The sequence below is a fragment of the Desulfovibrio gilichinskyi genome (assembly GCF_900177375.1).
GTDB lineage: Bacteria > Desulfobacterota > Desulfovibrionia > Desulfovibrionales > Desulfovibrionaceae > Maridesulfovibrio > Maridesulfovibrio gilichinskyi.
This window is the reverse complement of sequence record NZ_FWZU01000003.1, coordinates 509,350-534,481: the sequence shown is the minus strand read 5'-3', so window position 1 is coordinate 534,481 and position 25,132 is coordinate 509,350. Positions and strand designations below refer to the sequence as shown.

Sequence of the window (25,132 nt, the reverse complement as noted above, 5' to 3'; positions counted from 1 at the left end):
AGCACTTTAAAACAAACAGATAAATTGCCCTTTGCGGTTCATATTACAAGGATAAGATATATGAAGTGGTTTTCGGGGTCGCTTAAAAAATTCACCGGATTACTCATTCTGACACTCATCTTAGGTGGGTGCGGCGGCGAATCCAAACCCGTTCAACTTAAGGGAAAAGCCCTTGGCACGATGTACTCCATCGTGATTTATGACCTTCCTGACAATTTATCGGTTGAGTCCTTGAATAAAGGCATTGAGCAGGTTGTGGGAAAAGTTAACTCGGCAATGTCTCTGTTCAAACCGGATTCAGAATTGTCGCAATTTAACACTTATAAGGGACCTGACTGGTTCCCAGTATCCAAAGAATTAGCCGAAGTCGTCAAGACGGCTAAAGATATCAACCGCATGACTGACGGAGCTTTCGATATAACTGTCGCTCCACTGGTTAACTTATGGGGATTCGGCCCTGACAAACAGACCGATGTTGTTCCAAGTGATGCCGAGATCAAGGAAAGACTGAGCAATGTAGGATCTAAGTTTGTTGAAGTCAGCACTGATCCGCCGCAGCTGAAAAAGCTCAAGCCGACCATTACCATTGATCTGGCTGCCATAGCCAAAGGTTACTGCGTGGACGCCGTAAGCAATTGGCTTGCGAGTCAGAATATAAAAAGCTTCATGGTAGAAATAGGCGGAGAAATCAGAGCTGAGGGCAAAAAACCGAATGGCGGACCGTGGCGTATTGCTGTGGAAAAACCTGTCAGTATGGAACGCGCGGTTCAGGCCGTTATTGCTTTCACCGACAAAGCTATGGCTACATCCGGCGATTACCGCAACTATTTTGAAGTGAACGGTAAACGCTACTCCCATATTCTCGACCCGACGACGGGCCGCCCGATTACGCACACTCTCGTCTCGGTCAGCGTTATGGCCGACACTTGCGCGCGCGCTGACGCATTGGCTACTGGTCTGACGGTGCTTGGACCTAAACGGGGTATCGAGTTGGCTGAAAAAGAAAATCTTTCCGCATTTTTCATTGTAAAAACAGCGGATGGATTTGTTGAAACCGCAACCGGTAATTTCCCGAAACATGAAAAACTGAACTGAGGATATATATCATGCAAACACTGATGCTGACTGCCGTTATTTTCATCATTGCCTTCATAGGTCTTGCTGTCGGAGTTATCTTCAAACGCAGCTGTCTCCGCGGCTCCTGCCGAGGTTCACTGCAAGCAGAGGACGGATCAGGATGCAAATGCGGCAAGTATGACTTTGACAAAAAATGTACCGATAAAACGGATACAATAAGACCGCTCTAACCGGTCAGGAGAAACACGATGACACAAGTCCAGACTGCCAAAGATGTAATTGAACAGACTAAATTTTTTCATAAAAAACTGGGTGATTTTTACGACAATTTATCCGACAAGGTTGAGAAAGAAAGGGTTAAAATCCTTCTAGATTATATGAGCAGACACCATGACAATCTGGCTGCAATTGTAGACGAATATGAAGAGGGTATTTCAGAACATATTCTTGATACGTGGTTCATGTTCGCTAACAAAAAATGCGACCTGAATCCGTTTTTCGACGCAACGCTCGACCCGGGCATGTCGACACAAGAAGTGATAAAAATTGCTGTGGATTTTGATCAGTGCCTCTTGGATACCTATGAAGGGATACTCCAGAATGAAATATCCGACGATGTCCGCGAAGTTTTTCAGGGACTCCTTGAAATGGAGCAAAGTGAAAAAATTAAGCTCGCTAAAAATGCCCTCAAAATTGATAGCATGTAGTTTTCGGTATTAGGAAAATTAAGCCCTTCTTGATATTTTCAAGGGGGGCTTTGTTGGTTTTAATATGGTGGGAGTATCGTACCAAAAGACAATTCATATTATTAAATCTTACTTCTGCTTCAGATATGGCGTAGCCAAAAGCTGTTCAGCCTCATCCATTACCTGACTGTGTGCAATTGTCGGGCTGGTATCTTCAAGTGCGGCCTGAACTTTTGCCTTAAACCAACGGTCATGCTCTTCCTGATTGCAAGTAAGTCCAGCGGGCAAACCACCCTCTTTTGCGATTCTGGTTAGAAGAATTCTTACCGCATCAGAAAGACTAAGCCCCACCCCTGACAAAGCTTCTGCGGCTTCGGCCTTTACAACCGGATCAACACGGACATGAATCATAGATGATTTTGACGGCATAATTTTATCCTCCACAAAAAATGTATCTCATTTGATACACAAATACAACTTAACAAAGCTCAAACTATTTACTGCACCCTACCACTTTTCTCTCTTCCTCTAAAACAGTCAACACAAACAACAGTCAATTTTATTGACAATAATATTTGCATATCTTAGATCATGCTCTTGTTACAGTGAACCTGCACCAGAATAAGTTCTTGCCCTAATTATCGGAGATACTAAATGACGAACACATTCAAAGACAAGGTCGATTTCATCGTCAGGACTGACGGGCTCCTGAAAGATTATATTGAAAACGTCGTGGTCAATAAAATCAAAGCCGAAATGCCAGATGATATATTCAAAAAAATGACCTCGAATCATATTCGCGCGGCTTTTATGTTAAAAAATATTGAGCCCTGTTCGCTTAAAGAATTTGCAACGGCAATGCGTCTGTCCAAGGCTGCGGCATCCGCCCAGGTGGAACGCATGGTAAAAACCGGAATGGTTCAACGTGAGACCAACCGGGATAACCGGCGTGAAGTGATCCTTACAGTCAGTATCCCTTTTGAAAAACATATAAACCATGTCCATGCAGAGGTGACAAACTGGTTCATGTCCATCACGGAACAACTAGGCATGGAGACATTTGAAAAATGGTATGAAGTCATGACCACCCTGAACGAAGTGCTCAATAAGAGAATAAAAACTGAAGACATGCCTTACTAGGTTGTTCTCAGGAGTAATAACGTGGAAAGTAAACAACATTTTTTCGGCAAGAAATCCATGATCGCCATGCTGGCAGTGCTCAGCGCCTTCCCTCCCCTGTCAACGGATCTTTATCTTCCGGCATTGCCGCACATGATGAAAATTCTCGACGCAAGCCAGAGTGCGGTTAACCTGAGCCTCAGCCTTTTTCTGATTTTTTTTGCTCTGGGCATACTGTTCTGGGGCCCTGTAAGCGAAAAATTCGGACGAAAGCCTGTCCTGCTGACAGGACTTGTACTGTACATTATAGGCAGCGTAGGATGCGCTCTATCCACCAATGTAACTATGCTTATCCTGTCCCGAGTGCTTCAGGCGTTCGGCGGAGGAGCAGCTGAAGCTGTAGCTACCGCCATGGTCAAAGACATGTTCACCGGACGCAAACGAGAATCAGTTCTGGCTCTGGTTATATCCATGGTTGTTGTAGCCCCGGTGGTTGCGCCGATATTTGGAGCCTTTATCATGAAATTTATGAGCTGGAGGGTTATATTCTGGTTCCTTGCAGGATTTTCCAGTATAACCTTTTTATTATCCACGCAGCTGGATGAAACTCTTAAGGACCGATTTGAAGGAAATGTTCTCCATTCGATAGGAAGACTTGGCGTGGTCCTGAAAAACCCTGGGTTTTCCGCTCTTCTGGGAGTATTCTCTATGGCCGCCCTGCCACTGATGGCTTTCATCGCCGCTTCCGCCTTTATCTACATCAACGGATTCGGCATGAGTGAACAGCAGTATGGTCTGTACTTCGGCTTTAACGCACTCGGTTCATTGGTAGGCCCGCTTCTGTTCATACGTCTTTCAAAGTGGGTCCACAGTCGGACTATCATTACTGCCAGCTTCTTTATCATAACGGTCAGTGGCATCATGCTTGTATTTTTTGGAGCATCCTCACCGAACGTATTCGCTTTGACAATGCTTGCAAGCACCATAGGAATAAGCATGATGCGTCCTCCTTCAGCGAATCTGCTGCTTTCCCAGCAGGACGGAGACACAGGGTCAGCAGCTTCACTTATTAACTTCACAGCCCTGTTCATGGGGAGCATCGGCATGTTCCTCATATCACTGGAAGCAGATGCCCTTATCTCTACACTGGGCATCATGCAAATACTCGTCGGAGTAATCTGCGGCATCGCCTGGTTGATAATCAAGAATCGCTCCTTTATCCGGTCATAGCGGATGTACCGGCAAAAAATCGTTCAAAATATCAAAAAGAAAGCCCTCCTTGAAATTCAGGGAGGGCTTATAAAATCATCAAATTTCCTTCTACGCCATTTCATCATAAATACGTTGCCGTATTCCGGCACTGTTCTCTAACACCCCGACTTTGATATCAATGAAGTCGTAGAGCCGAGGTCTCTTGCCGTCAGCCGGTCTTAGAATACGCCCGATGATCTGCACGAGTCTTCCTTTTGATTTGATTGGAGAACAAAGAAAAAGAGTGGATAGGCCCGGACAATCAAATCCTTCGCCTATAAGAGAAGCGGTGCTTGCCAGCACTTTAATCTTACCGGCATTTAAATCCTCAACAAGAAGCTCTCGCTCTGCAGTCGGAGTTTTTCCGGTCAGAACAGCCACGTCCACGCCCTGCTCCTCTAATATTTCAGCAAGTGCAAAAAGGTGCGCTGTTCTGTCCGCCACTAGCAGCAAAGTACCTGAATTCTGCTCAAGCTCTCCCTGCACACAGCCTGCTATGAGATTGTTGCGCCCTCGGTCCTCGGCAACAGCTGTCATCATGAGCGGATATTCATTTGAAGCATCGCCAGCAAAGGAAAATTCCGTCTCCACGGTAACTACTTCCGGTTTGAGTATGGCTCCTGTATCCCGCAGCAAATCCGGATCAACACGATGCACAACATCACCAAGTGTCAAATTTATTATCCGGTCAAGGCCGTCATTACGATAAGGCGTAGCAGAAAGACCAGTCAGATACTTAGCATCAAAGCTGGTGACAACATCCTGAAAGGTGCTTGCAGGGGCCCTATGGCATTCATCAACTACAATATGCCCGAAAGCATGAACCAATTTATCTAAGCGATTACGCGCGGTCTGGATGGTCGCTACAGTAAAAGGCTGTATATTAAATTTTCCATTACCGACCTGTCCGGCCTCAACACCTAAGAACTGCTGCGCCCTATCAACCCATTGCAGAAGTAATTCTTTCGTATGCACAAGCACAAGACAAGGCTGCTTACGCTCAGCAATCAAAGCCAGTGCCATAACTGTTTTACCTGCGCCGGTTCCTGCTTCCAGAATTCCCTGTGAGGACCTAGAAAAAGATTCCAATGCTGCTAACTGATATGGCCTGAATTCTCCGCTGAAAGAGAACTCCACAGGATCTAATTCACGCCTGTTGTCTTCATATGTAATTTCTTCGCCTGCTGCTTTAGCAAGCCGATGCAGCTCAACCCCATAGCCGCGTGGACAATGCAACCTGCCACTGCGATCTCCTGAAAACATCTTTATATACTTAGCAATGCGCACAGCTCTACGCCCGTACTTCATGGCGTTAACGTACTCAGGATTCATCAGTGTCAAAGACTCTTTAATCTTTTTCACCAAGTCGGCAGGTGTATCGGTCAGGGTTAAATCCTTTGATATATGAACCAGCATGAAAACTCCTTATTGGATGCGGTAAATCGTCAAGGTGAGTACATCTATGGACCATCTTGGATTACTCTTGAACGGTAGAAAAAGAAAAGGCCCTGCGATTGCAGGGCCTTTGAACCATATTGACTATGGTGAATTTTTATATGGCGGAGAGGGAGGGATTCGAACCCCCGGAAGGCTCACACCTTCAATAGTTTTCAAGACTACCGCGTTCAACCGGACTCTGCCACCTCTCCAAACGCAAAATGAACCTTGTCGAAATCTCCCGAAATGTCAACTACTTTTATCAAAAACAACTATTTTTTTTTACTTATGGACTTAAATTTGACTGAGTATTAGTAAAATCATTTAAAGACAGGCGTAAACTTAAGAATATCAGCTATAAAAATATTTCTCTGGAGGCAAGCTCTTCGCCATAAGCTTTCAGTTCAGCAATAGATCTAAGGCCCAACTTTTTCATTAAATTGGCGCGATGTTTTTCGACGGTTTTAACGCTTATAATCAAAATGTCGCCGATTTCACGATTTTTGTAGCCGGATAAAATATTCTTAAAAATCTCTCTTTCACGATTGGTCAATGTATCAAGCTTTTCACAACCGTCCGTATACCTCTTTTTCAAAAAACCTTTCGCCACTTCTGCGGAAATTCCCGGAGCAAGGTAAACTTTACCTTCCATCACAGTGCGAATGGCCATAACCAGCTCTTCGCTGGTTGAATTTTTAAGAACATACCCGCTTGCTCCGGCATCGAGAGCTAGAAAAACGTGCTCTGCATCGACATGAGCTGTAAGGGCCAGCAACTTAATGCGCACACCATCTTTCGCAAGTTCCTGAATAGCCTGTACGCCACTTTTAACAGGCATGGATAAGTCCATAAGAACAACATCAGGATTCAGCCTCTTGCATAACCTGACAGCCTCAAGCCCATTCTCTGCCATCCCCAAGACATTGATGCCGCTTTGAGCCTTAAGAATATTCTTAAGACCTTCTCTGACCAATGCGTGGTCATCAACAATAATTATTCCGACTGAATTAGGCATTTATCCTCTAGAAGAATTGTGGCAGCCAATGGTTATTAAAATTAAAGATAAAAAAACATCAATGGACGTGAAATGATTCACAAATATATTCTGTAAGACTTATATCATAGAGACTTACAATAAAACAATATTAAAAACTAATTTATATATGCCTAATAAGACATATTGTATAAACACAAAAAAGGCAGTTGAATTTAATTCAACTGCCTTTTAAACTTTCTCTGGCGGAGAGGCGGGGATTTGAACCCCGGATAGAGTTTTAAGCCCTATACTCGCTTAGCAGGCGAGCGCCTTCAGCCATGCTCGGCCACCTCTCCATTAGTTGAACAGGTTATTTGCGCATTGCGCTTCACCCGCTCGGAGCGTTTTAATATGAGTTCTACGCTCACTTGTCAACAACAATTTAACTATTTTCTTAAATTATCTTGTTTCTTTATCTCTTGCCGTGGATCTGAAGTAAATATTCAGAGGGGCAATCTTAATATTCAAAATCTTTCTAAGTTTATTTTCAAGAAAACGATGATATGTAGGTCTGATCAACCTTTCATCATTAATAAAGAAAATAAAGGTTGGAGGCTCTTCATCAGCCTGAGTCAAATACTTAAACTTAGCCCTTCTGCGTTTAACAACCGGCGGCTGATGTTTCTCAATAACTTCTTTCATGATTCGATTGAGCTGTCCTGTGGAAACTCTTATTGAGCACTCTGCCTTAAGCTTTGCTGCCAGAGGTAGAATTCCTCCAAGCCCTGATTTAGATATACATGAAGTATAAATAACAGGAACATGATTTGCCATTCTAAGAGCCATTTCAAAACCGCGTTTAAGCTCGTCACGTTCTCTCTGTGAAACCAGATCAATTTTATTAACAGCAATAATAAACGGTGTTGCTTCTTTTGCAAGAAAATCAAGCAAGCGCTTATCCTGCTTGGTAAGCCCGCCGATAGCATCAACAACCATTATGGTTACATCCGCAATCTTACTGCTTTTGAGAGCGCGAAGAACGCTGTATCTTTCGATTGTATTTGAAATATTTGTTCTGCGCCTGACTCCGGCAGTGTCGACAAAAGTAAAAGTCTTTCCACCTGAAAGAAAAGTAACGTTAACACTGTCGCGGGTTGTTCCGGCAATGTCGCTTACGATAACTCTTTCTTCTCCGGTCAAAGCATTTACCATTGAAGATTTGCCTGCATTCGGCCGCCCCAGCATAGCAATCTTAAGCCCAACTTTTTCCGGATCTTCTTCTTCGGGAATAATTCCGGTATTTTCAGCAAGCTCTGCCACTTTCACACGCAAAGCTTCAAGGTTGTAACCATGCTCTGCTGAAACAGGCATCATTTCAAACCCGAGTACGTGAAATTCAGACAGGCACTGAGCTTCAATCTCTGAACCGTCAACTTTATTTACCAATAATAGAATCGGCTTATTACTCTGACGGATAAAGCTGGCGACTTGCTCATCAAGCGGAGTGAGCCCAAGCCGCCCGTCTACTACTAATATAAGGGCGTGAGCTTCTTCAATGGCTTCTCTAGCCTGCTCGAAGATATCACCCTGAAATTCTTCTGATTCATTGTCGCTTTCCATTACGAGGCCACCGGTATCTACAAGGGCGTATCTAACGCCTTCATAGTGACCTTCATCATAGATACGATCGCGGGTAATTCCGGGCATATCATGAGTCAGAGCTCTTTTTTTTCGCAACAACCTATTGAATATAGTGGACTTTCCAACATTAGGACGTCCTACAAGTGCTATGGTCGGCAGCATGGCCAGCCTCCTGAAAAATATAACGTGTAAACCGTAAACCGTGGATGAAGCGTGTTACGAAAAATACTCTAACTGAAAAAAGACGGGAAGACATCAATCTTCCCGTCAATGATGTCCAATAGCGGCATATGGCACAAGGAGAGGCACTCTGTAAAGCCTCAACTGCAATTAGCCGAAACAAAAAAGCCGGACAAAAGTACTTTTCGCGTACAGATAACTATATAACCATATGTACCGGACTAACTAAAGAGTTTTTTAATAGCTTCAGAATAAGGAGGTCTAAGCACGCCTTTTTCTGTGATAATCCCTGCGATAAGCTCATTAGGAGTCGGATCAAAAGCGAAATTGAAAACTTCAACACCTTCTGGGGTAATTCTGGTATCGCCGATATGAGTAACCTCACGCGGAGTGCGGTCTTCAATCGGGACATCATCACCGGTAGGAGTTTCAGGATCGATTGTATATACAGGAGCGGCTACATAAAAAGGGATACCGAATTCACGGGCAAGCAAAGCTACACCGTAGGTTCCGATTTTATTTACAGCGTCGCCGTTTGCAGCGATTCTGTCAGCACCTACAACAACTTTCTGCACCAGCCCTTTTTTCATTAGCAAAGCACACGCATTGTCACACGCAACTTTTACAGGGATACCGTCACGGTGAAGTTCATATGCTGTTAGTCTTGCCCCTTGTAAAAACGGGCGGGTTTCGTTGGCAATAACCTGAACTTTTTTACCCTGATCAACAGCGCCTCTGATAACACCAAGCGCAGTTCCGTATCCTGCTGTGGCAAGGGCTCCGGCATTACAGTGAGTCATGACGGTGTCACCGTCATCAATCAGCTCGCCACCGAAACGCCCGATATCTTCGCACATGCGGATATCATCAACGTGAATTACTTTTGCTCTTTCGAGCCAGACAGAACAAAGTTCATCAAGTGAAATGTCCCCGGCTTCCTGCCAGATTCTTCTCATTTCACGAACGGCCCAGCGAAGATTCACTGCTGTAGGACGGGCATTCTCAATCTTATCAAGATTAACTTCGAGATCTTTTTTCCAATCAGCACTACCTGCAACTTCGCGGGCTGCAAGGTAACAGCCGTACGCAGCAGTAACACCGATAGCAGGAGCACCGCGAACAACCATCACAACTAAAGCCTCGACGATATCATCGGTGGTTTTGCAATCAAACCAATCTTCACGATTAGGCAGATAACGCTGATCAAGCAGAACAAGTGCATCTTTTTCCGCAGAAAACTGAATATGTTCGGTCATTGAATTAATCCTTACTAAGAAAGTTTTTCCTGAATCATTTTACTGACGATACCGGGGTTGGCCTGTCCTTTGGTCTCTCTCATAACTTGTCCCATAAAAAAGCTGACCAGTTTAGTCTTGCCGCCCTTATATGCTTCAACCTCGGCAGGATTGTCTGCCAGAACTTTATCTACAACTACTTCCAAGCTGGAAGTATCAGAATTCTGTTCGAGACCTTTATCTTTAACGTATTTGACAGGATCAAGCCCTCCGGCAAAAACTTCATTAAAAATATCTTTACCGATTTTGATACTGATAACTTCTTTGTCAACCAGATCAACAAGCTTGGCCATCATCTCAGGAGTGAACTTGCACTCGGAAACAGCACAACCGGTCTGATTAAGTTCCCTTAAGAACTCACCTTTAATCCAGTTAACGACCTTTAGCGGTTCATTATAGAAATCGAGAACAGCTTCAAAGTAATCAGCAACATCTTTTTCAGATGTAAGAAGGTCCGCATCCTGTTCGCTTATTTTGAAATCACTTTCAAAACGGGATTTGCGCTCTGCCGGAAGCTCCGGAAGTGATGCCTGCCACTCTGCAAGCCACTCATCAGCAATGACAAGCGGAACAAGGTCAGGATCAGGAAAATAGCGATAATCATGAGCATCAGCTTTTCCGCGCATGGAATGAGTTGTACCTTTGTCTGCGTCATAAAGGCGTGTTTCCTGAATAACTTCATCGCCGTCTTCGATAAGATCAATCTGGCGAGCGACTTCATACTGGATTGCTTTGTGAACGTTCCTGAATGAATTGATGTTTTTAAGTTCAGCGCGTGTTCCGAACTCTTTCTGCCCGAATGGACGAACAGAAATATTCGCATCACAGCGGAATGAGCCTTCTTCAAGGTTACCATCGCAGATGCCCAGATAAAGCAGAATACTACGCAAAGATTTCAGGTAGGCAACAGCTTCTTCTGCGCTGCGCATATCCGGTTCACTGACTATTTCGATAAGCGGAACACCGGTGCGGTTTAAGTCGACAAAGCTGGCATTTTCAGCAGCGGAATGAATATTTTTCCCGGCATCTTCTTCCATATGAATACGGGTGATACCGATACGTTTTTTACAAGGCTCACCGGCCTTGTCTTCGTAAACGATATCAAGATGCCCATGTTCGCAGATAGGCAATTCAAACTGAGAAATTTGATACCCTTTGGGAAGGTCGGGATAAAAATAGTTTTTACGTGCAAAAATTGATTTCTGATTAATTGTACAATTAGTGGCCAGCCCCATTTTAGAAGCATATTCCATTACTTTTTCGTTAAGTACCGGAAGAACACCCGGCATTCCCGAACAAACTTCACAGACGTTCTCGTTCGGTTCTTTTCCAAATTCAGTGGAACACCCGCAAAATATTTTTGTCTTTGTCTTAAGCTGAGCATGAACCTCAAGCCCGATGACTGTTTCAAACTGGACCATATACCACTCCTTGCAAGTTCTTATTAAACAGGTTTTAGCCTGATATTATCTTCTTAATGCTGCTCGGCTGATCAACAAATAAACCGGAACAACTTTTTTCAAATGATGCGCTGGATAGTTAAACTCATTTCCAGTCCCTATATAATAATCCAGCCTTGCTCCTCTGATAGCTTTCCCTGTATCCTGGGCAAGTCCGAGACCGTTTACCCTCTGTGAAGGACGGCCTTCCTGCGGGAAAATATCTGTACGGAACGCGACTATTGATCCAAGCGGTATAAGCTCAGGATCAGTGGCAAGACTGACCATGGACATTAGCGGCTTGCCGTTAGCCCCAAGCGGCTGTCCGCGAGTTATCTGAAAAAAAATATAACTGTCATTTTCAGACATCAACTCCCACATGCGGTCTGGATGACTGAGAAGGTATTCTTTAATCTTTTCACGCGAAAGCTGGTTCCTGTTTAGAATGCCTTTATTGAGCATAATTTGACCGAGACCTTTAAAAGAAAGTCCGTTGGTTCCGCTGAACACAGCAGTTCTAAGCCGTCCATCCGGCAAGTGAAGAACCCCGCCTCCCTGAACATGCATATAAAACAAATCAACAGGATCTTTCAACCACGCTACTTCCAGACTGCGTCCAGCAAGCACTTGATCGATATCAATCGCCCGGCGGGAATGATACGGAAGAATTTTTCCATTTTCAACCCGGTACCCCTTGCGCAATTGTTCCGACCAGGGATGAGTCTGCCCAGGACGAGCCTTGCGTAAATCAGGGGGAACTCTGTAAATAGGGTATTTATAAGGTCCTGTTTTAGTAAGACTGGCCTCAATAACAGGGGTATAATACCCTGTCATCTCTGCTCCGGACTGAAGCTCGTACCAGATAAATGATTTTCCAAGCAGCTCCGGATTTTTGTCTAAGCGTGGTAGCAACCGCTCAAGATCTTCAAGAGATTTGCGAAGCTGCCCCCATGTAAGACGCAAATCATCCCTCTTAAGGGCCATACCACCCGCCGGATTACGCCCTGCATATTCGATAGATTCTCTAATCTGCGGCCCAAGATCTTTCCACGAGGAAAGATTTTGCGATTGTATTTCGATCCTGCGAGCTGCATTTTCGGATGAAGAAAATGGAAGAGCCGTATACTTTGCAGGGCCTGAAACTACAGTTCCAGACCTGGCACGCTTACTTTTCCACGCCTTTGACTTAGCACTGTAAGAAGTATTACTGACACTATGAATTTTTGTCGCACACCCGCTTAAAAACAACGAAAGCAGACAAACACTTAGCAGTGCTTTATTAAAAATGATTGATTTAAACATTAATTTTAAGACTCAATCACTACGTCACTGAACCTGCCGACACCATACTCACGTCTGCGCAGGAACTTATCAGGACCGGGACCGAGAATCTGCAACTCGCGATGCTGCTTCTGAACATCCTGAGCTATATACCTTTCCTTAGTACAACCGGTAGAATAAGTTGCGTCCTTTCCAACCCAGACAGTAGGCACCTTTTTACCCATCAACTCAAAGCTTCTTTCAATATCTGCGTAAGTCTGAAATCTCCAGATTGAAATTAATCCGCTCCGCTGAACCTTTTCCCACATAAACATCAAGTCGTCCGCATCCATTCCTTCAACAAAGTGTTCAGCAGGATTAATTATATATGTATCTTCAAGTCTACTGCGAAGATCTGAAACAAAAGTTCTCAAAAGCCCGATGGCAACTTCAACCTGTCCCGGAATACTGCCGACAATTCCACTGTAAAACATCACAGCTTTTCTTTCTGAACGGGCCTGCTGCATTTCAGCAATAATTTCATCCGCCTTGGCGGTAATATCAAGCTCACTGAATTTATGAGTTGTATGAGATTTTGCTTTAAACTCAAGCTTAAACCTGCCGTTACGATTTCTATGAAAGCACATCACATCACGCGTAAACTGATGCGTGTTTTTAATTAATCTACGTCTGTTTGCCCAGCCCTTTGCTAGAATAAGGTCAGACTCTTTCCATGCCCTGGCGAAAGTTACACTGCAACGAATGAGATTAAGACGTTCTCGTGTTCCATCAGAAATAATTACGAAAGGATTTTTGCGCAACGTGTCCAAAAGCTCATTTTTAGAAATTCTGCTCTCTGTTATAAAATATGCACCCTTAAGGACTTCGGTAAGGGCAGGATCATTTTCATTGTCCCAAAAAGTCGGGCTATCGAAACAGAATCCTTCTTTAAAGGCCATAATCACACTATGTCCCTGCCGAAGCAAAGATTTTACCATTAACAAATCCGCAGGCAGTCCACCGGATTCATCGGGGAGATACAAAATTTTTAACCCTGATCTACTTTTACCGAAAATATTTCTCATACCTGTAAAATCAATTTTGTCTTTGGAAAAACAGGAAGAATAACGAGAAAAATCTCCTGAAAACAAATCTGCGCACCAAGTATCTGGAAGTGTTGACAATCTGAAAAGCCTCTCAAGCTCAATCATATCAAGCTCAAAGCGCATATCTTCAAGACATTTACAGTCAAGCGAGGGATAAGGACAAGATTCCATTGCGCGCTTGAAAAAATCACTCTCAAGGTATGCCCGCCCTCTGCTCACCAAAATACTTTTGCGATTACGGTAAGGATCATCAAGGCCGCTTCGGGAAAGGAAAATTGTAATCATCCCTTTCAGCAACCGCCAAGGAATGAGAATAGACGCATCAAGTGCCTGCTTAAATTTATGACGGCAAAGATTCAAAATAAGCCTGCGCTGATACTTGTCTGAAACGTGAGTTCTGACCAGTTTGATCAAGGTCTTCCAGACATAAATATATTCCTGCAGCAAATCAGCAGCAAGTCCAGGCGTGACCAGACGTTTAAACAACCAGTCTGAACAAGGGGCAAAGACCTGATTTTCATCAAGCGCAACCATAAAGCGCAGTTGTTCCGGTGAAGCATTCTTAATGGGGTCCATGAAATTTTCAAGATGATTTGACGTCATAAAATGAAGAAGCCAAGCATCTGACACAGGATCCTTTCCGTAATGAATATCTTTAATAGATGTAAAATCAAGCAGAGCTCTCAATGTATATTACTCCGAAAGGAAACCTTTACTTCTAAGTTTTTCGAAAAAAGTATTGCTGCGGATGCGGGCCAGTAACAAATCATTTTCGTGCCTGGTAACAATCACCCTGTCACCGGTATTCAGCGGATATGGAACTCTGCCGTCTTCAGTAATAAAGACATCACCGCTGGATTCAGAAATATCTATGGTTAAAGGTTTTTCTGCAGGCAGAACCATAGGCCGAACTCCGTTTAAAAACGGACATACAGGCGTGACGCACATAACAGGAAGTTCCGGATGAACAAGCGGACCTCCGGCAGAAACATTATATGCTGTTGATCCTGTAGGAGTGGAAATTATAACCCCGTCAGCACGGATGTTTTTTATCCACTGTCCGCTCTGTCCTATATCCAAGGAAATAATACGGGCTACAGAACCTCTTGAGATAACCAGATCATTTACTGCGACTCCACGTCCGACAATTCCGGTGCCGCGCTGAATTTCGTAATGAAACGCAAGCCTGCGGGAAATATCAAGCTCATGGCTCAAAAAATTTTCAAGTGCTATTTCCCAGTCATCCGGCATAACCTCAGCCAGAAAACCGACCCTGCCGTGATTAATACCGAGAACAGGAATTTTCCAGTCTATGACAACGCCGGCTGTACTTATAAAAGTACCGTCGCCGCCAAGAACAAGCACAAGTGAACAATTTTTTCTATATTCACTGACTTCAACATGAGCAGGGGGTGCGGGATGTGCAATGACGTGAGAATTTACACCGCGTGCAAAAAGCCAGTTGGAAATGGTTGTTCCAAGCTTTGCGGCAGTGCCTCCTCCGGCCTTCGTAACAATAAGTACAAACTCTCTACAATCAGACATAGACACTACCTATTAGAAAGAAGCCTAAGATTCAACCTTAAGCTTTCGCTAAATTACTTTAAATCAGCCTATAATCATACTAAAAAGTAAGGCTCGCTTTTAAACTGCCCGGCGTTCATTTTAAAAAAATACTAGATATAAAACAGTTAACCATAAACAATAAATTTATGGCTGTGAGCATCAGGTACATTGGCAACAGTCATATTTATATGTTAGAGGTGCACAGACTTTTTTATTCAGGCAGATTTAGCCTCGTGGACTTGCCCCAAAAAAGAGTGCTCGCTCACACTTAGAAATGCAACATACCTAATTTAATGACTATTTAAATTAAATGTTATTATCATTATACTCTAAAGTATATAAAAAACCCGCCGATAAGGTGAATAAGGAGTGATTCAAACTGTGGCAAACAACCCTGCTGAAATAAGAAATATGCTGCGAACCTATGGTAAGCAGTTGACTAACGCCAAAAGACTGGCCAGATTCAGGCGCGCCCTGAAGATGAGCGAGCCTGTTGATGTTGTCACAATTTCACGGCAGGCAAGGCGTCGCGAGTTGGTGGAAAAAATTTCAAGAGAAATTATCGAAAATCTCATTGTCTCGGGTAATGAAAATCCGGTTGTGTCCGATATACTAGAACAGTTGGAATTGGATTTCGGAGAGAAACACTTATTCGAGTATCCACTTGACGGAAGCGATGTACAAGTACTTAAGGAAAACGATCAAGGTGTCATACTCCTTTCTCCTGATGAAATGTCTGAAGTTATGAACCGGTTATGGGAAATAACTTTGGAAAAAGTCGATCGAACAATGCTCTGATTTATATCAGCACTCTTTTTTAACTTTAAAATGAACCATGGCAACCCGGGAGGGGATCATGAAGATCAATCAGTTTAACAACACCCCCCTCAAGGCCTATTCTGATAACAAGGTCAAGAATCCAGCAGAAAAGCCTCAATCACAAAGTACAAGTTCTGCGGCGACGCGTGACGTTGTAAATGTCTCATCACAGGCAAAATTACTCGGAACAGCGCGGCAGACGGCGGCAGAAAGCCCGGACACAAGAGATCAGAAGGTTAAAGATCTTAGAGAGCAGGTCCGTGCAGGAACATATAAGCCTGATATTCGTAAAACAGCTCTGAATCTTATACGCGATGATATAGATTTTTTAAGGTAAATTTATTTTTACCTTAAATTAAAAAAAGGTGAAACTCACAAAGAGCTCCACCACAATTAAGTCTGTTTTATCTGACGGAATATTCATTATGAATAGCCGTCAGCTTTGTATTATTATGATTCATCATTTCGCGGACGGTAGTGTGATGGATATTTTGAATCCACCTGTGGCACCTGCATCCCGCGACGTGCTTCAGAGTTAATAACAATAGGCCCGCCAAGATTAAGGGTTGTCTCCTCTGGTCTTCCCGGGGGAATTGTTACAGTGACCAAGATGCCAAGCTGACGAATATTTTCCAATCTGAGGATTCTTTTTTCAGCATCACTCAGCTTAACTTCATATTCATCCATAAAACTGTATGGATCGACAACAAGCAGGCCTAAATTAGGGTCTTCGACACTTTGCAGTAAAAGAAAAGGTGAATCCTCTCTAATCTGGATCAGAGTGAAATCTCTTTTGTCGTCAAAGCCGATCAGACCACGGGAAAAATAGATAATCCCGTCCTCTAGTATCTCTCTTTCTCCAAGACGAGTCCTGATTATTTTTTTTCTTTCTTTTGCCATAATTCGGTCGCAGCAAAAAGGTCCTGCTGTCTGTTTTCAAGCGCCATACGGTTCTGTTCTTTAATTTTAAGGTAAACTTCTTCCCTGTAGACAGTAGTTTCTTCCGGTATTTCCAGGCCCAGCTTTACCTGTCTGCCTTGAACGCTTAATACCGTAATTTTTATATTGTCATCCAGGTAAAGAGCTTCGCCCGGTCTCCGAGTCAGAATCAGCATATTCTCTTGTGTGTAAGTAATCCTGTAGGATCGTTTTTGCTTTCAGCAAAACATTCGCCACTGCGGAGAATGTTTTCAGCTCACTGAGGATTCTTTTACCGCATCAATACCCATACGGGCAAGCATAATACGGTCCTCATATGAAAAAAAATAACTATAGATAATTTAAAAGATTCATTTTCATGATCATTGAAGAACTTTTCAGTACTGCTTCGTAAACAATTTGCTGCTGCGAAAGCTGAGTCATCAGTTCTCCGACATCAACATCTTCGATATGTGATATCCTGTCTTTTTCGTTAAGCTCAAGGCTTGAAAGTACATTGTCTGCCACTGAAAGTCTATTTTCTCTACCACCGACATCCGCCAGCCGAGTAAGAAGATGCTGCTGAGACGTGTTCAGACTTTCCAGGCATTGCTGAACACCTGACTGATTGTTGGTTTCAAGAAATGCAACAAGATTACCCATTGTTTCAAGCAAGTTCTGGGTAGTGCCGGCATTACTTCCAGTAAGCGTACTGTTGTTGTTAAAAACAGCACTTGCCTCTGACTGTCCCGGAGCTTTATATATTCCGCCGAAAATATCTTTACCTACATCATTAACTCTTACATATTCATTTTCCTGAATCTGAAAATTAATGGCGGCGATATCCGGCCTGACAATAAACTGAGAATTAGATAAAAGGTTGCTTGTTCCACCCGCTCCGGCATTTGAATAAATTGTCAACATTCCGCCGGGAATACTTAAAACAGCATTTGAAGAAACACCGTCAGCCTCTTTGACATTACCTTCAACCCAGTTAATACCGCCGTCGAGGCTATATGAATAACTGATATTAGACTGAAGAGTAGTCGCAGAATCAATTCTGACAACAACATCCCCGGTAAAAACACCCTTTGCATTCGTTCTTCCGCCGGCGAGAGCTGTGTTCATCCCCATAACGTTTACAGCATCTTGATCATCACCCAGATACTGGGCTGTAGGTCTGACCCACATCCATGTTCCGGTTGAATCATTAGTATCTGTAGCGGAGTTAGCCTTAACGGTTGTTCCCGATTCAAGAGACATAGTCACGCCGTCAAAATCCAGAGTATTGTCGCCGGCTGCTAACGTCTTTGTAGTAAAGGTTTTGCCTCCGTCTTTTGAAAAACGGTAATCAAGGTTTGTAGCTCCGATATCTCCAGAATCAAGGAACTGAACAACAATAGATTTATCAGTACTTCCATTAATACTGAACTTTTGTGAGGAAACGTTGGAATCATTTGTAGTCATCCATAAAGTTTCCTTGAATGCATTTTGGTCAACCTTATGCCCTGCATAAATACTCTTTCCCTCGTACTCAGTATTGGCAAGAGAGATTAACTGCTGAAAAAGCTGACGAGCTTCATAACTGATCTGTTCTCTGTTATCTGCGGTAATAGTACCGGTTGCAGCCTGCTGCGCAATCCCTTTGGCTCTGGTAATAATTGTTGAAGCCTGATTCAAAGTTGTATCTGAAAGCGCAAGCCACCCTTTGGCGGTATCAATATTATTCCGATATTGTTTTACAGTTGCAAGGGTTTCGCGGTGGTCAAGAATACGCGCCATGCCCACAGGATTATCAGAAGGTTTATTCACTTTCTTCTGAGTCTGCGCCTGAATATTGCTTTCTACCAGATCCGTAAGAGATCTGTTCATATTAGACACATAAGTGCCGAAAAGCATTTGCTGCGAAACTCTCATAACCTTTCTCCGTTAACCTTTTTCATTATTCCGGCAGTTCTAATTTTTCAGACCGAGTATGGTCTGAAGCATCTGATCAGCAGTTGTAATTAGCTTTGCCGCTGCGGTGTATGAGTGCTGAAACTTAATTAGATTACTCATTTCTTCATCCATATTCACGCCTGAAATTTCCTGCTGTTTCTGATTAAGGTCGGAAGCCAACGTGTTCTGGAAATTAAAATTGAATTTAGCAGTTGCGGTATCAGCACCCACGGTACTGACTGTGGAGTCGTAATATTCAATAATAGTCTGATTAGTAGCCCCGTCAAAAGAAGTCCCAATCCGAACCTTAGCCTGAGACATTTCTTTAATTTTCAAGGCACTTACGTTGTCTCCGGCGTTCGCTTCTCCAGCTCCGTTTACATGACCGGCATTTATATACCCAACGTCTTCACCGATCTTAGGATTAAGGGCCATATCACTTGCACTGGAACCAGCGAAATATGTATTGAGTCCAAGACCTGCATAAAGCCCGGCGGTATCGGTTCCCATCTGAAACTCATAGCCGTCCTTTGCATTAAGCTGCAGCTTGTGATTAAGAACAGTAGCATTCACATAAGTTCCGAAAGTGTTGTTTATGGCTGACGCAACATCATTCATTGAATGCTGATTAGGATCAAAATTTGTAAGTCCCGGAGGAACAATCCCGCTAAAATCAAGAGGACCGAAAGATGCTGAAGAAGCAAGTTCTCCAGTCGTTGAATTATAGAAATACATCATTGCACTTCCTGATTCCAACTTATCAGCAAAAGCAAGACCGGAAGACCCGCTTCCGAGAGCGGTATCATCAGATGTTACTGAATAAGTTCCTGCCATTGACTTGTGGGCCTGAAGTCCTGATCCCTGTGAATGGATTCTATTAGTCTGCCAGATAAGTTCATTGGCCAAAGCATCCATACGGGCCTTGTATTTGCCCACATGCTGATCTCTAAAAGAGAAATTGCCTGCCAAAGTACCGCCGGTAAGTCTTCTATTGTTATCCTGCCCGGTAAAAGAAGCCTCTGGAGTAATGTTTTCTCTGGTGGAAGTATTTTGCACCCAGTAAAGGGCACTCTTTGGAACAATTGTGAACTTATCCCCCTTGCTGAAATCATTCACAGGGGTCGCACCAGAATCGTCATTAGTTCCAAACCATATCTTCAGATCATCAACCTGTATGGCTTTATCTGAACCTCTGGCATAAAAAGTTCTTGTATTGCCGTCGGTATCCTTGAGCCAAGTGTTACCACCGTCAAGCGATACTCTAAACTGAGCTGCTCCGGCGCCTGAACCTACGGCTTTACCTGAATCAACTACCTCAAGCGTATATTCGAAGTCGCTTGAACCGTCGAAGTAAGCTTTTCCGTCAAAATCAGAATTAGGCGTCAGATTATTCTGACTACGAGGGCCGTCGTATGAAAGGCTGTAATGCTTGCCACCTTCTACCAAAGTCTGACCGGACTTGGTAATAATGGTCATATTCCCTTTACCGTTATCAATCGTCTGCGTATCCATGATTGCGGATAAATCGCGAACTAAACGGGCCCTTTCATCATACAGTGCATTCGGGTTGTTCTGACCGTCAACCTGCTCTACGTTGATCTGATTATTGATATCCGCAATGCGAGTCATAAGATCATTAGCGGTATCTACGTCCTGCTTGATATAATCTTCAACCTGCTCCTGATAGCGATTAAGATCAGTTTGCAGATTGTTTATACTGCTGACCAGATTTTTTGAATTTTTAAGCAACTGCTGTCTGGAATCAGGATTATCTGCGCGCTGACTTAAATCCTGCCAGTTATTGAAAAAAGTTGTCAGGCTTGAGTTGATACCATAACCGCGCGACTCATTGAAAAGACTCTCTACACTGCCCAAAGATTGATACAGGGTATCCCAGCGTTCACGTTGGGAAGCCTTATCATTGTAGCTGTTCTCAATAAACTGATCAAAATTACGGTAAACTTCAGCAGCTCTTACGCCTGTCCCGATCTGTCCCGGTTTCCAGTTAATACTGATATTTTCTTCAAGACGGACATTGCGACGTGAATAACCCTTAGTGTTAACATTTGCGAGGTTATCACCGGTAACTTGAATGGCGGACTGCGAGGCGAATAAAGCCCCGTTACCTAAATTGAAAAGAGAATTGATGCCGGGCATTACATTCTCCCGTTAATCAGCGTTGCTGGAGGTGCCACGTTCTGAAATCTTCCGCGGGCAGAATATACATTATTAGTTTTAGGAGTTATTTCACGATGCAGGAAATCCAGCATAGATGAAGACTGATCCAGTAATGCCTGAGCAAGTTGCTGATTCTTAGTTGCCTGAACAGCGCATTCCTGCTCACGGGTATCCATTATGGCAAGAAGATCTTCAACCTTCTCTTTATGTTCATCAGCAAGAGCCGGCAAAATATCTTTTATTCTCTTAGCCGCAGGGTCAATTTTCTGAACTAAACCTCTAAGAGACATCCGTTCAGAGGCAATCTGTCGCATAAGCTCCTGAATTACCATCTCAACTCCGGTCACACCCTGAGGATCTTTGTTCATAAGTAAGGAAAATTCTTCCTTAAGGAGCATGAAAAGTAACAATACAGCCTTTGACTGCCTGTCTATATTTTCCTTTATAAGTCTAATCATTTGTGCCCCCTAATACGCTAACAGTACATTTTAATTAATATTAATTCATTTTACTTAATATTTATAAATCTTATGTTTATATACCAGCAAGTTTCTTGCCAATTTCTTCAGCAGTCACGCCGTTACCATAAACTTTCTTGTCATGTGCCATTTCAATTTGACGGGCTAAATTTTCAATTCTTGCCATCGCTTCGGGCCTACTAATATAGGAAACTTCCTTCACTGCACCCTTTTCAGTTTCTGACTGGGATTTTACGCCCGTATTTTCTATACTGTGATCCAATTTTCTTTCAATTTGATTAGCATACGTAAAATCGGAATCTCTGAGCGCAATACCAGGCTTAGGAACGGGAATTCCGGGGATGCCGTTAGTCACAACATTTTCATGTTTTTTAACATGGACACCTTCTCTTGTTCCTCTGCGTCCAACTTCATCCAGTGTCTTAAGGCCTGTAGAATTACCAGTTCCTGGCAGAGTTTCTTTGCTGGCGTCATCAAGCTTTGCTCTAAGCTGCTGATACAACATATCTGCAAGTCCGATCCCTCCGCCGTCAGCCAGCTTTTCTGAAAAATCCTTATCAAACATTGACGTATACTGGTCTTCGTAACGATTACTAAGATATTCAGACTTTTGAACGCCTTTACGCATCTGTTTCCAGATTTTACCCATAAAAACGGCTTCAAATTTCTTGCATGCGGAGCGTAGTCCCTTGTCGACATCTTTTCCGCCTGAAATCTTATCATTTAGTGATGTCAGTTTATTTTTAAAACCGATCAGCTCCTGCCCTTCAACACTTGCCTGTGCTGTAGCAGCATCTTGTGCGGTGACGATCATGTTATATAACCTCCAGTTCTGCGTGCAATGCACCTGCAACCTTCATCGTCCTGAGGATAGAAATCAGGTCACGCGGGGTTGCTCCGATAGCATTCAAACCATCAACAAGTTCTTGCAACGTGGCACCTTCAACAAGCATCAATCTGTTGTTGTCCGCCTTAACCTGTATACCGGTTGTCGGAGTAGTGACTGTTTCGGCACCAGCAGGAGCAAACGGCCCCGGTTGGCTGACATCGGCTCCTTCCGTAACAACAACCTGTAAGTTTCCGTGCGCGATTGCGACCTTTGTCAAACGTACATTTCGTCCAAGCACAATTGTTCCGGTCTTTTCATCAACCACGACCTTAGCTTTTCCATCAGGGCTGATTTCAAGGTTTTCAAGTGAAGCCATAAGTGGAACCATATTGCCTCTGAAATCATCAGGAATGGCAAGATCAACAGTTGATGCGTCAATTGCGGATGCATAATTACCACCGATAGCATTATTAATTCTTTTTACTACCTGCATGATGGTACCGAAGTCTGACATATCGAGGTTGATAGTAATTTTCCGTTGATTGTTAAAAGCAAATGGGACAGATCGTTCAATTGTTGCTCCGTTAGGAATACGTGCAACAGTAACAACATTTTGGGAAACACTTGCGGCAGCACCTGTCGTAGAAAAACCACCGACAGTAAGCGCGCCTTGTGCCAGGGCATAAACATTTCCATCTATACCTTTAAGAGGAGTCAGCAAAAGTACGCCGCCGAACAGACTTTTAGAGTCACCTATAGAGGAAAGAGTTACATCAAGAGGAGATCCCGGCTTTGCAGAAACAGGCATTTTAGCCGTTACCATTACCGCAGCAACGTTTTTCGGCTTTATAGAATCGCGATCAACCTGCACACCCATCTTTTCGAGCATGTTAACCATGGAGGTAATTGTGAATGCCGAGTTTGTTCCGTCACCGGTTCCCGAAAGACCGACTACAAGTCCGTACCCGACGAGAGCATTGTCACGCACTCCGCTGAAAGAAGAAATATCCTTCAGCCGGACAGCTTCCGCTGGCTGTACGTTCATAAATATGACGAACAAAAGCAGTATGGTTGCCGTAATTCCTGCTGAAATATTGTTCGTCCTATTGCCGCGTTTCATCTTATCCTCCGGTTTGATCAACTTTGACTCGAATTAAACTTCTTAAAATTTTGTATTGATTAGAAAGGCCATACGTTATCAAGAATTCTTGAAAGCCATCCGGGTCTCTGCTTATCTGCAAGAATACCGCGCCCGTAGACTTCAATCTGGGCATCAGCAAGATAACTGGACTGCACAGTATTACCTGGACCGATATCACGCTGTCTGAGCAGCCCGCGAACAACCAGAATCTGAGTTTCTTCATTAATTCTGACCTGCCGTGCTCCTTCAACCTGCATAACGTTTCCAGGAAGAATTCTGACAATTCGGCAAGCGACAGAGGCTGTCAGGGTCGATTCATTTTTTGTTTCACCGGTACTTTTAAATTTATTGGAAGTATCAGAACCTATAAGCGGAGTATCCCCTGCATTTTTTTTCAGATCAAAAGCATCAATTGCTGATAATGGTCCACCGTAAAAATTTGTTACACTCATCCCGGTTTTATTTTCGCGTTCAGCTTTTGAATTTGAAGTATGCTTGCCCTTGCTTGTTTCAGTAACAGTGACAACAACAATGTCACCGATCCGGCGAGCTCTGTTATCGTCAAAAAGATAATCTGAATCTGAAGGCATAAAAAGAGAGCCGGGATTACTCAAAGTCTCCGGTTCATAGGACACGGGCGGTGTCATAACGGGCATAGGTGTTGGAGTCTGCTTGGCAGGAGTGCATCCGGCACTAAGAATGATTAGTAGTGAAACTGCCAGTATTGATTTTTTCATTTTTTCCTTCCTCCCCGGTGTCTTACCTGACTGAAACAGTCTGAGCATCGAGAACTTTAGCAACGATTTTTCTTTTACTTTGCAAATTACGTACCGTTATACTCTCTCCAACTCCGCCATCCTCTAAAGACTCGGCTGAAACACTTAAACGCATGTGAGGACTTTCAAAAATAAGGTCAACCGTATCTCCACGTGCAATGACAGGAGCAGGCTCGATAGAAGACTTCATGATAGGCTGCCCTGTTCCGACCGGAACCTTGATAATCCAGGGCCCGCCTTTACCATCCCAGGCTCTGTCGCCCATATGGGCCATATTCTGATTTTTCCAAGTAATCATGTCCGGTGTGATAACTTCTCTACGATTCAAAGGACGTACAGGACATGGAACAGGCTGCCACAAATCCATAAAAACACTGCTGGATAAATTTCTTAAAACCTGTCCGTCAATGCTTACTATCTCCACCCTGAAAACATTATTTCCGGGCTTCAAAGTCTGAGGCAGATTAATCTTCAAGCTATCCATTTTATCTGCAAAAAAAAGATAATCAGGCAACTTGAAATCTCTGAATTTGTAGGAACCTTCAAAAACTCTGGCATGTGGAGTCAAGACTTTGACAACGGCCTGCTGAAGCTCTTCCTCGCTCATAACTTTACCGCCGGCCTGAATAGCAAGCGTAGCAGGAAGAACACAATTTGAAACCATGTCACCGAGGTAATGCTCTAAGATAGCTCTAAGTTCAACACGGTTAACGTTTATTGGCTTGCGTCCTTGATTCGGGGCATTCCACAATTCAACTTTAGCTAAATCTCTCTTAGTTTCATCTGGAAGTTTGCCATAAAATTCAGCAATATCTCCCAGTAAGACTCTAGGACCGTTAACAGTTGCAGCAGACTTAACGACTATACGCCAATTCTTATTTTCCTTCGTTGCCGCATCCACAGAGGTTACAACCATAAGAACCATGGCTGCTATCACCAGAAACGCAACAGACGCCCTGCTAAGGTTTATATATTTTTCTGCAAAAGTCATAAGCACCACCCTGTTCTAAACCTGTTAAAT

25 protein-coding genes and 2 tRNA genes are annotated in these 25,132 nt (G+C 43.5%); 7 read left to right on the top strand and 20 right to left on the bottom strand.

Annotated elements, in window-relative coordinates:
• Nucleotides 1-60: 60 nt before the first annotated feature.
• Genes B9N78_RS10900 through B9N78_RS10890 form a run of 3 tightly spaced genes read left to right on the top strand, consistent with a single transcriptional unit; the run spans nt 61 to nt 1,784 of the window.
• Entirely contained in the window at nt 61-1,095 is a 1,035-nt protein-coding gene (locus tag B9N78_RS10900) for an FAD:protein FMN transferase (RefSeq protein WP_085102132.1), read from the top strand.
• 11 nt (nt 1,096-1,106) lie between these two features.
• The gene (locus B9N78_RS10895; RefSeq protein ID WP_085102131.1) at nt 1,107-1,307 is read left to right on the top strand and encodes a hypothetical protein; all 201 of its coding nucleotides are present in this window, start codon (nt 1,107-1,109) and stop codon (nt 1,305-1,307) included.
• Between the two features lie 18 nt (nt 1,308-1,325).
• Entirely contained in the window at nt 1,326-1,784 is a 459-nt protein-coding gene (locus B9N78_RS10890) for a ferritin family protein (protein WP_085102129.1), read from the top strand.
• A gap of 108 nt (nt 1,785-1,892) precedes the next feature.
• Here the strand turns inward: B9N78_RS10890 and B9N78_RS10885 are convergent, their stop codons facing one another.
• The gene (locus B9N78_RS10885) at nt 1,893-2,192 is read right to left on the bottom strand and encodes a type II toxin-antitoxin system RelB/DinJ family antitoxin (protein ID WP_085102127.1); all 300 of its coding nucleotides are present in this window, start codon (nt 2,190-2,192) and stop codon (nt 1,893-1,895) included.
• A 225-nt stretch (nt 2,193-2,417) separates the two neighbouring features.
• Here B9N78_RS10885 and B9N78_RS10880 point away from each other — a divergent pair, with 225 nt between their 5' ends.
• Together B9N78_RS10880 and B9N78_RS10875 are read left to right on the top strand one after the other, a co-directional pair.
• The gene (locus tag B9N78_RS10880) at nt 2,418-2,903 is read left to right on the top strand and encodes a MarR family transcriptional regulator (protein ID WP_085102125.1); all 486 of its coding nucleotides are present in this window, start codon (nt 2,418-2,420) and stop codon (nt 2,901-2,903) included.
• A 21-nt stretch (nt 2,904-2,924) separates the two neighbouring features.
• Complete coding sequence (locus tag B9N78_RS10875) at nt 2,925-4,112, top strand: multidrug effflux MFS transporter (RefSeq protein ID WP_085102123.1); 1,188 nt, start codon at nt 2,925-2,927, stop codon at nt 4,110-4,112.
• 90 nt (nt 4,113-4,202) lie between these two features.
• On the opposite strand, the gene B9N78_RS10870 is transcribed toward B9N78_RS10875, so the two are convergent.
• From B9N78_RS10870 to B9N78_RS10825, 10 genes are all read right to left on the bottom strand, one after another.
• Nucleotides 4,203-5,549, bottom strand: a complete 1,347-nt coding sequence (locus tag B9N78_RS10870; protein WP_085102121.1) for a DEAD/DEAH box helicase — start codon at nt 5,547-5,549, stop codon at nt 4,203-4,205.
• Between the two features lie 141 nt (nt 5,550-5,690).
• A tRNA-Ser gene (locus B9N78_RS10865) sits at nt 5,691-5,782 on the bottom strand.
• 143 nt (nt 5,783-5,925) lie between these two features.
• A complete protein-coding gene (locus B9N78_RS10860) occupies nt 5,926-6,585 on the bottom strand; it encodes a response regulator (protein ID WP_085102120.1) in 660 nt (219 codons plus the stop codon).
• Between the two features lie 222 nt (nt 6,586-6,807).
• Nucleotides 6,808-6,902 (bottom strand) — tRNA-Ser (locus tag B9N78_RS10855).
• Between the two features lie 103 nt (nt 6,903-7,005).
• Entirely contained in the window at nt 7,006-8,349 is a 1,344-nt protein-coding gene (der, locus tag B9N78_RS10850; RefSeq protein ID WP_085102118.1) for a ribosome biogenesis GTPase Der, read from the bottom strand.
• 239 nt (nt 8,350-8,588) lie between these two features.
• On the bottom strand, nt 8,589-9,623 hold the full coding sequence (mtnA, locus tag B9N78_RS10845; RefSeq protein ID WP_085102116.1) for an S-methyl-5-thioribose-1-phosphate isomerase: 1,035 nt from the start codon (nt 9,621-9,623) through the stop codon (nt 8,589-8,591).
• A 14-nt stretch (nt 9,624-9,637) separates the two neighbouring features.
• Complete coding sequence (gene gatB, locus B9N78_RS10840; protein WP_085102114.1) at nt 9,638-11,083, bottom strand: Asp-tRNA(Asn)/Glu-tRNA(Gln) amidotransferase subunit GatB; 1,446 nt, start codon at nt 11,081-11,083, stop codon at nt 9,638-9,640.
• Between the two features lie 45 nt (nt 11,084-11,128).
• Nucleotides 11,129-12,403 (bottom strand): MltA domain-containing protein, encoded by a 1,275-nt coding sequence (locus tag B9N78_RS10835; protein ID WP_085102112.1) that lies wholly within the window; start codon nt 12,401-12,403, stop codon nt 11,129-11,131.
• Between the two features lie 5 nt (nt 12,404-12,408).
• Nucleotides 12,409-14,154, bottom strand: coding sequence for an ARMT1-like domain-containing protein (locus tag B9N78_RS10830; RefSeq protein ID WP_085102110.1), 1,746 nt, complete (start codon nt 14,152-14,154; stop codon nt 12,409-12,411).
• Nucleotides 14,155-14,160: 6 nt separating this feature from the next.
• Complete coding sequence (locus B9N78_RS10825) at nt 14,161-15,012, bottom strand: NAD(+)/NADH kinase (RefSeq protein ID WP_085102108.1); 852 nt, start codon at nt 15,010-15,012, stop codon at nt 14,161-14,163.
• 402 nt (nt 15,013-15,414) lie between these two features.
• Between B9N78_RS10825 and B9N78_RS10820 the strand changes: the two genes are divergently transcribed.
• Both B9N78_RS10820 and flgM read left to right on the top strand, forming a co-directional pair.
• Nucleotides 15,415-15,831 (top strand): DVU0524 family FlgM-associated protein, encoded by a 417-nt coding sequence (locus B9N78_RS10820; RefSeq protein WP_085102105.1) that lies wholly within the window; start codon nt 15,415-15,417, stop codon nt 15,829-15,831.
• Nucleotides 15,832-15,889: 58 nt separating this feature from the next.
• Nucleotides 15,890-16,189, top strand: coding sequence for a flagellar biosynthesis anti-sigma factor FlgM (flgM, locus tag B9N78_RS10815; RefSeq protein WP_085102103.1), 300 nt, complete (start codon nt 15,890-15,892; stop codon nt 16,187-16,189).
• A 113-nt stretch (nt 16,190-16,302) separates the two neighbouring features.
• On the opposite strand, the gene fliW is transcribed toward flgM, so the two are convergent.
• The 9 genes from fliW to flgA form a co-directional block, all read right to left on the bottom strand.
• Complete coding sequence (fliW, locus tag B9N78_RS10810; RefSeq protein ID WP_085102101.1) at nt 16,303-16,752, bottom strand: flagellar assembly protein FliW; 450 nt, start codon at nt 16,750-16,752, stop codon at nt 16,303-16,305.
• The gene (gene csrA / locus B9N78_RS10805) at nt 16,728-16,967 is read right to left on the bottom strand and encodes a carbon storage regulator CsrA (RefSeq protein ID WP_085102099.1); all 240 of its coding nucleotides are present in this window, start codon (nt 16,965-16,967) and stop codon (nt 16,728-16,730) included. Before csrA ends, fliW begins: the two co-directional genes overlap by 25 nt.
• 154 nt (nt 16,968-17,121) lie before the next feature.
• Nucleotides 17,122-18,687: a flagellar hook-associated protein FlgL gene (gene flgL / locus B9N78_RS10800; protein WP_085102097.1), complete on the bottom strand. Its 1,566-nt coding sequence runs from the start codon at nt 18,685-18,687 to the stop codon at nt 17,122-17,124.
• Between the two features lie 39 nt (nt 18,688-18,726).
• Nucleotides 18,727-20,865, bottom strand: a complete 2,139-nt coding sequence (gene flgK, locus B9N78_RS10795; RefSeq protein WP_085102095.1) for a flagellar hook-associated protein FlgK — start codon at nt 20,863-20,865, stop codon at nt 18,727-18,729.
• Nucleotides 20,865-21,344 (bottom strand): flagellar export chaperone FlgN, encoded by a 480-nt coding sequence (gene flgN, locus B9N78_RS10790; protein ID WP_085102093.1) that lies wholly within the window; start codon nt 21,342-21,344, stop codon nt 20,865-20,867. Before flgN ends, flgK begins: the two co-directional genes overlap by 1 nt.
• A 76-nt stretch (nt 21,345-21,420) precedes the next feature.
• Entirely contained in the window at nt 21,421-22,179 is a 759-nt protein-coding gene (locus B9N78_RS10785; RefSeq protein ID WP_085102091.1) for a rod-binding protein, read from the bottom strand.
• 1 nt (nt 22,180) lies between these two features.
• The gene (locus B9N78_RS10780) at nt 22,181-23,314 is read right to left on the bottom strand and encodes a flagellar basal body P-ring protein FlgI (protein WP_085102089.1); all 1,134 of its coding nucleotides are present in this window, start codon (nt 23,312-23,314) and stop codon (nt 22,181-22,183) included.
• Nucleotides 23,315-23,373: 59 nt separating this feature from the next.
• The gene (locus B9N78_RS10775) at nt 23,374-24,072 is read right to left on the bottom strand and encodes a flagellar basal body L-ring protein FlgH (RefSeq protein WP_085102087.1); all 699 of its coding nucleotides are present in this window, start codon (nt 24,070-24,072) and stop codon (nt 23,374-23,376) included.
• A 22-nt stretch (nt 24,073-24,094) separates the two neighbouring features.
• A complete protein-coding gene (flgA, locus tag B9N78_RS10770; protein WP_085102085.1) occupies nt 24,095-25,102 on the bottom strand; it encodes a flagellar basal body P-ring formation chaperone FlgA in 1,008 nt (335 codons plus the stop codon).
• Nucleotides 25,103-25,132: the final 30 nt, after the last annotated feature.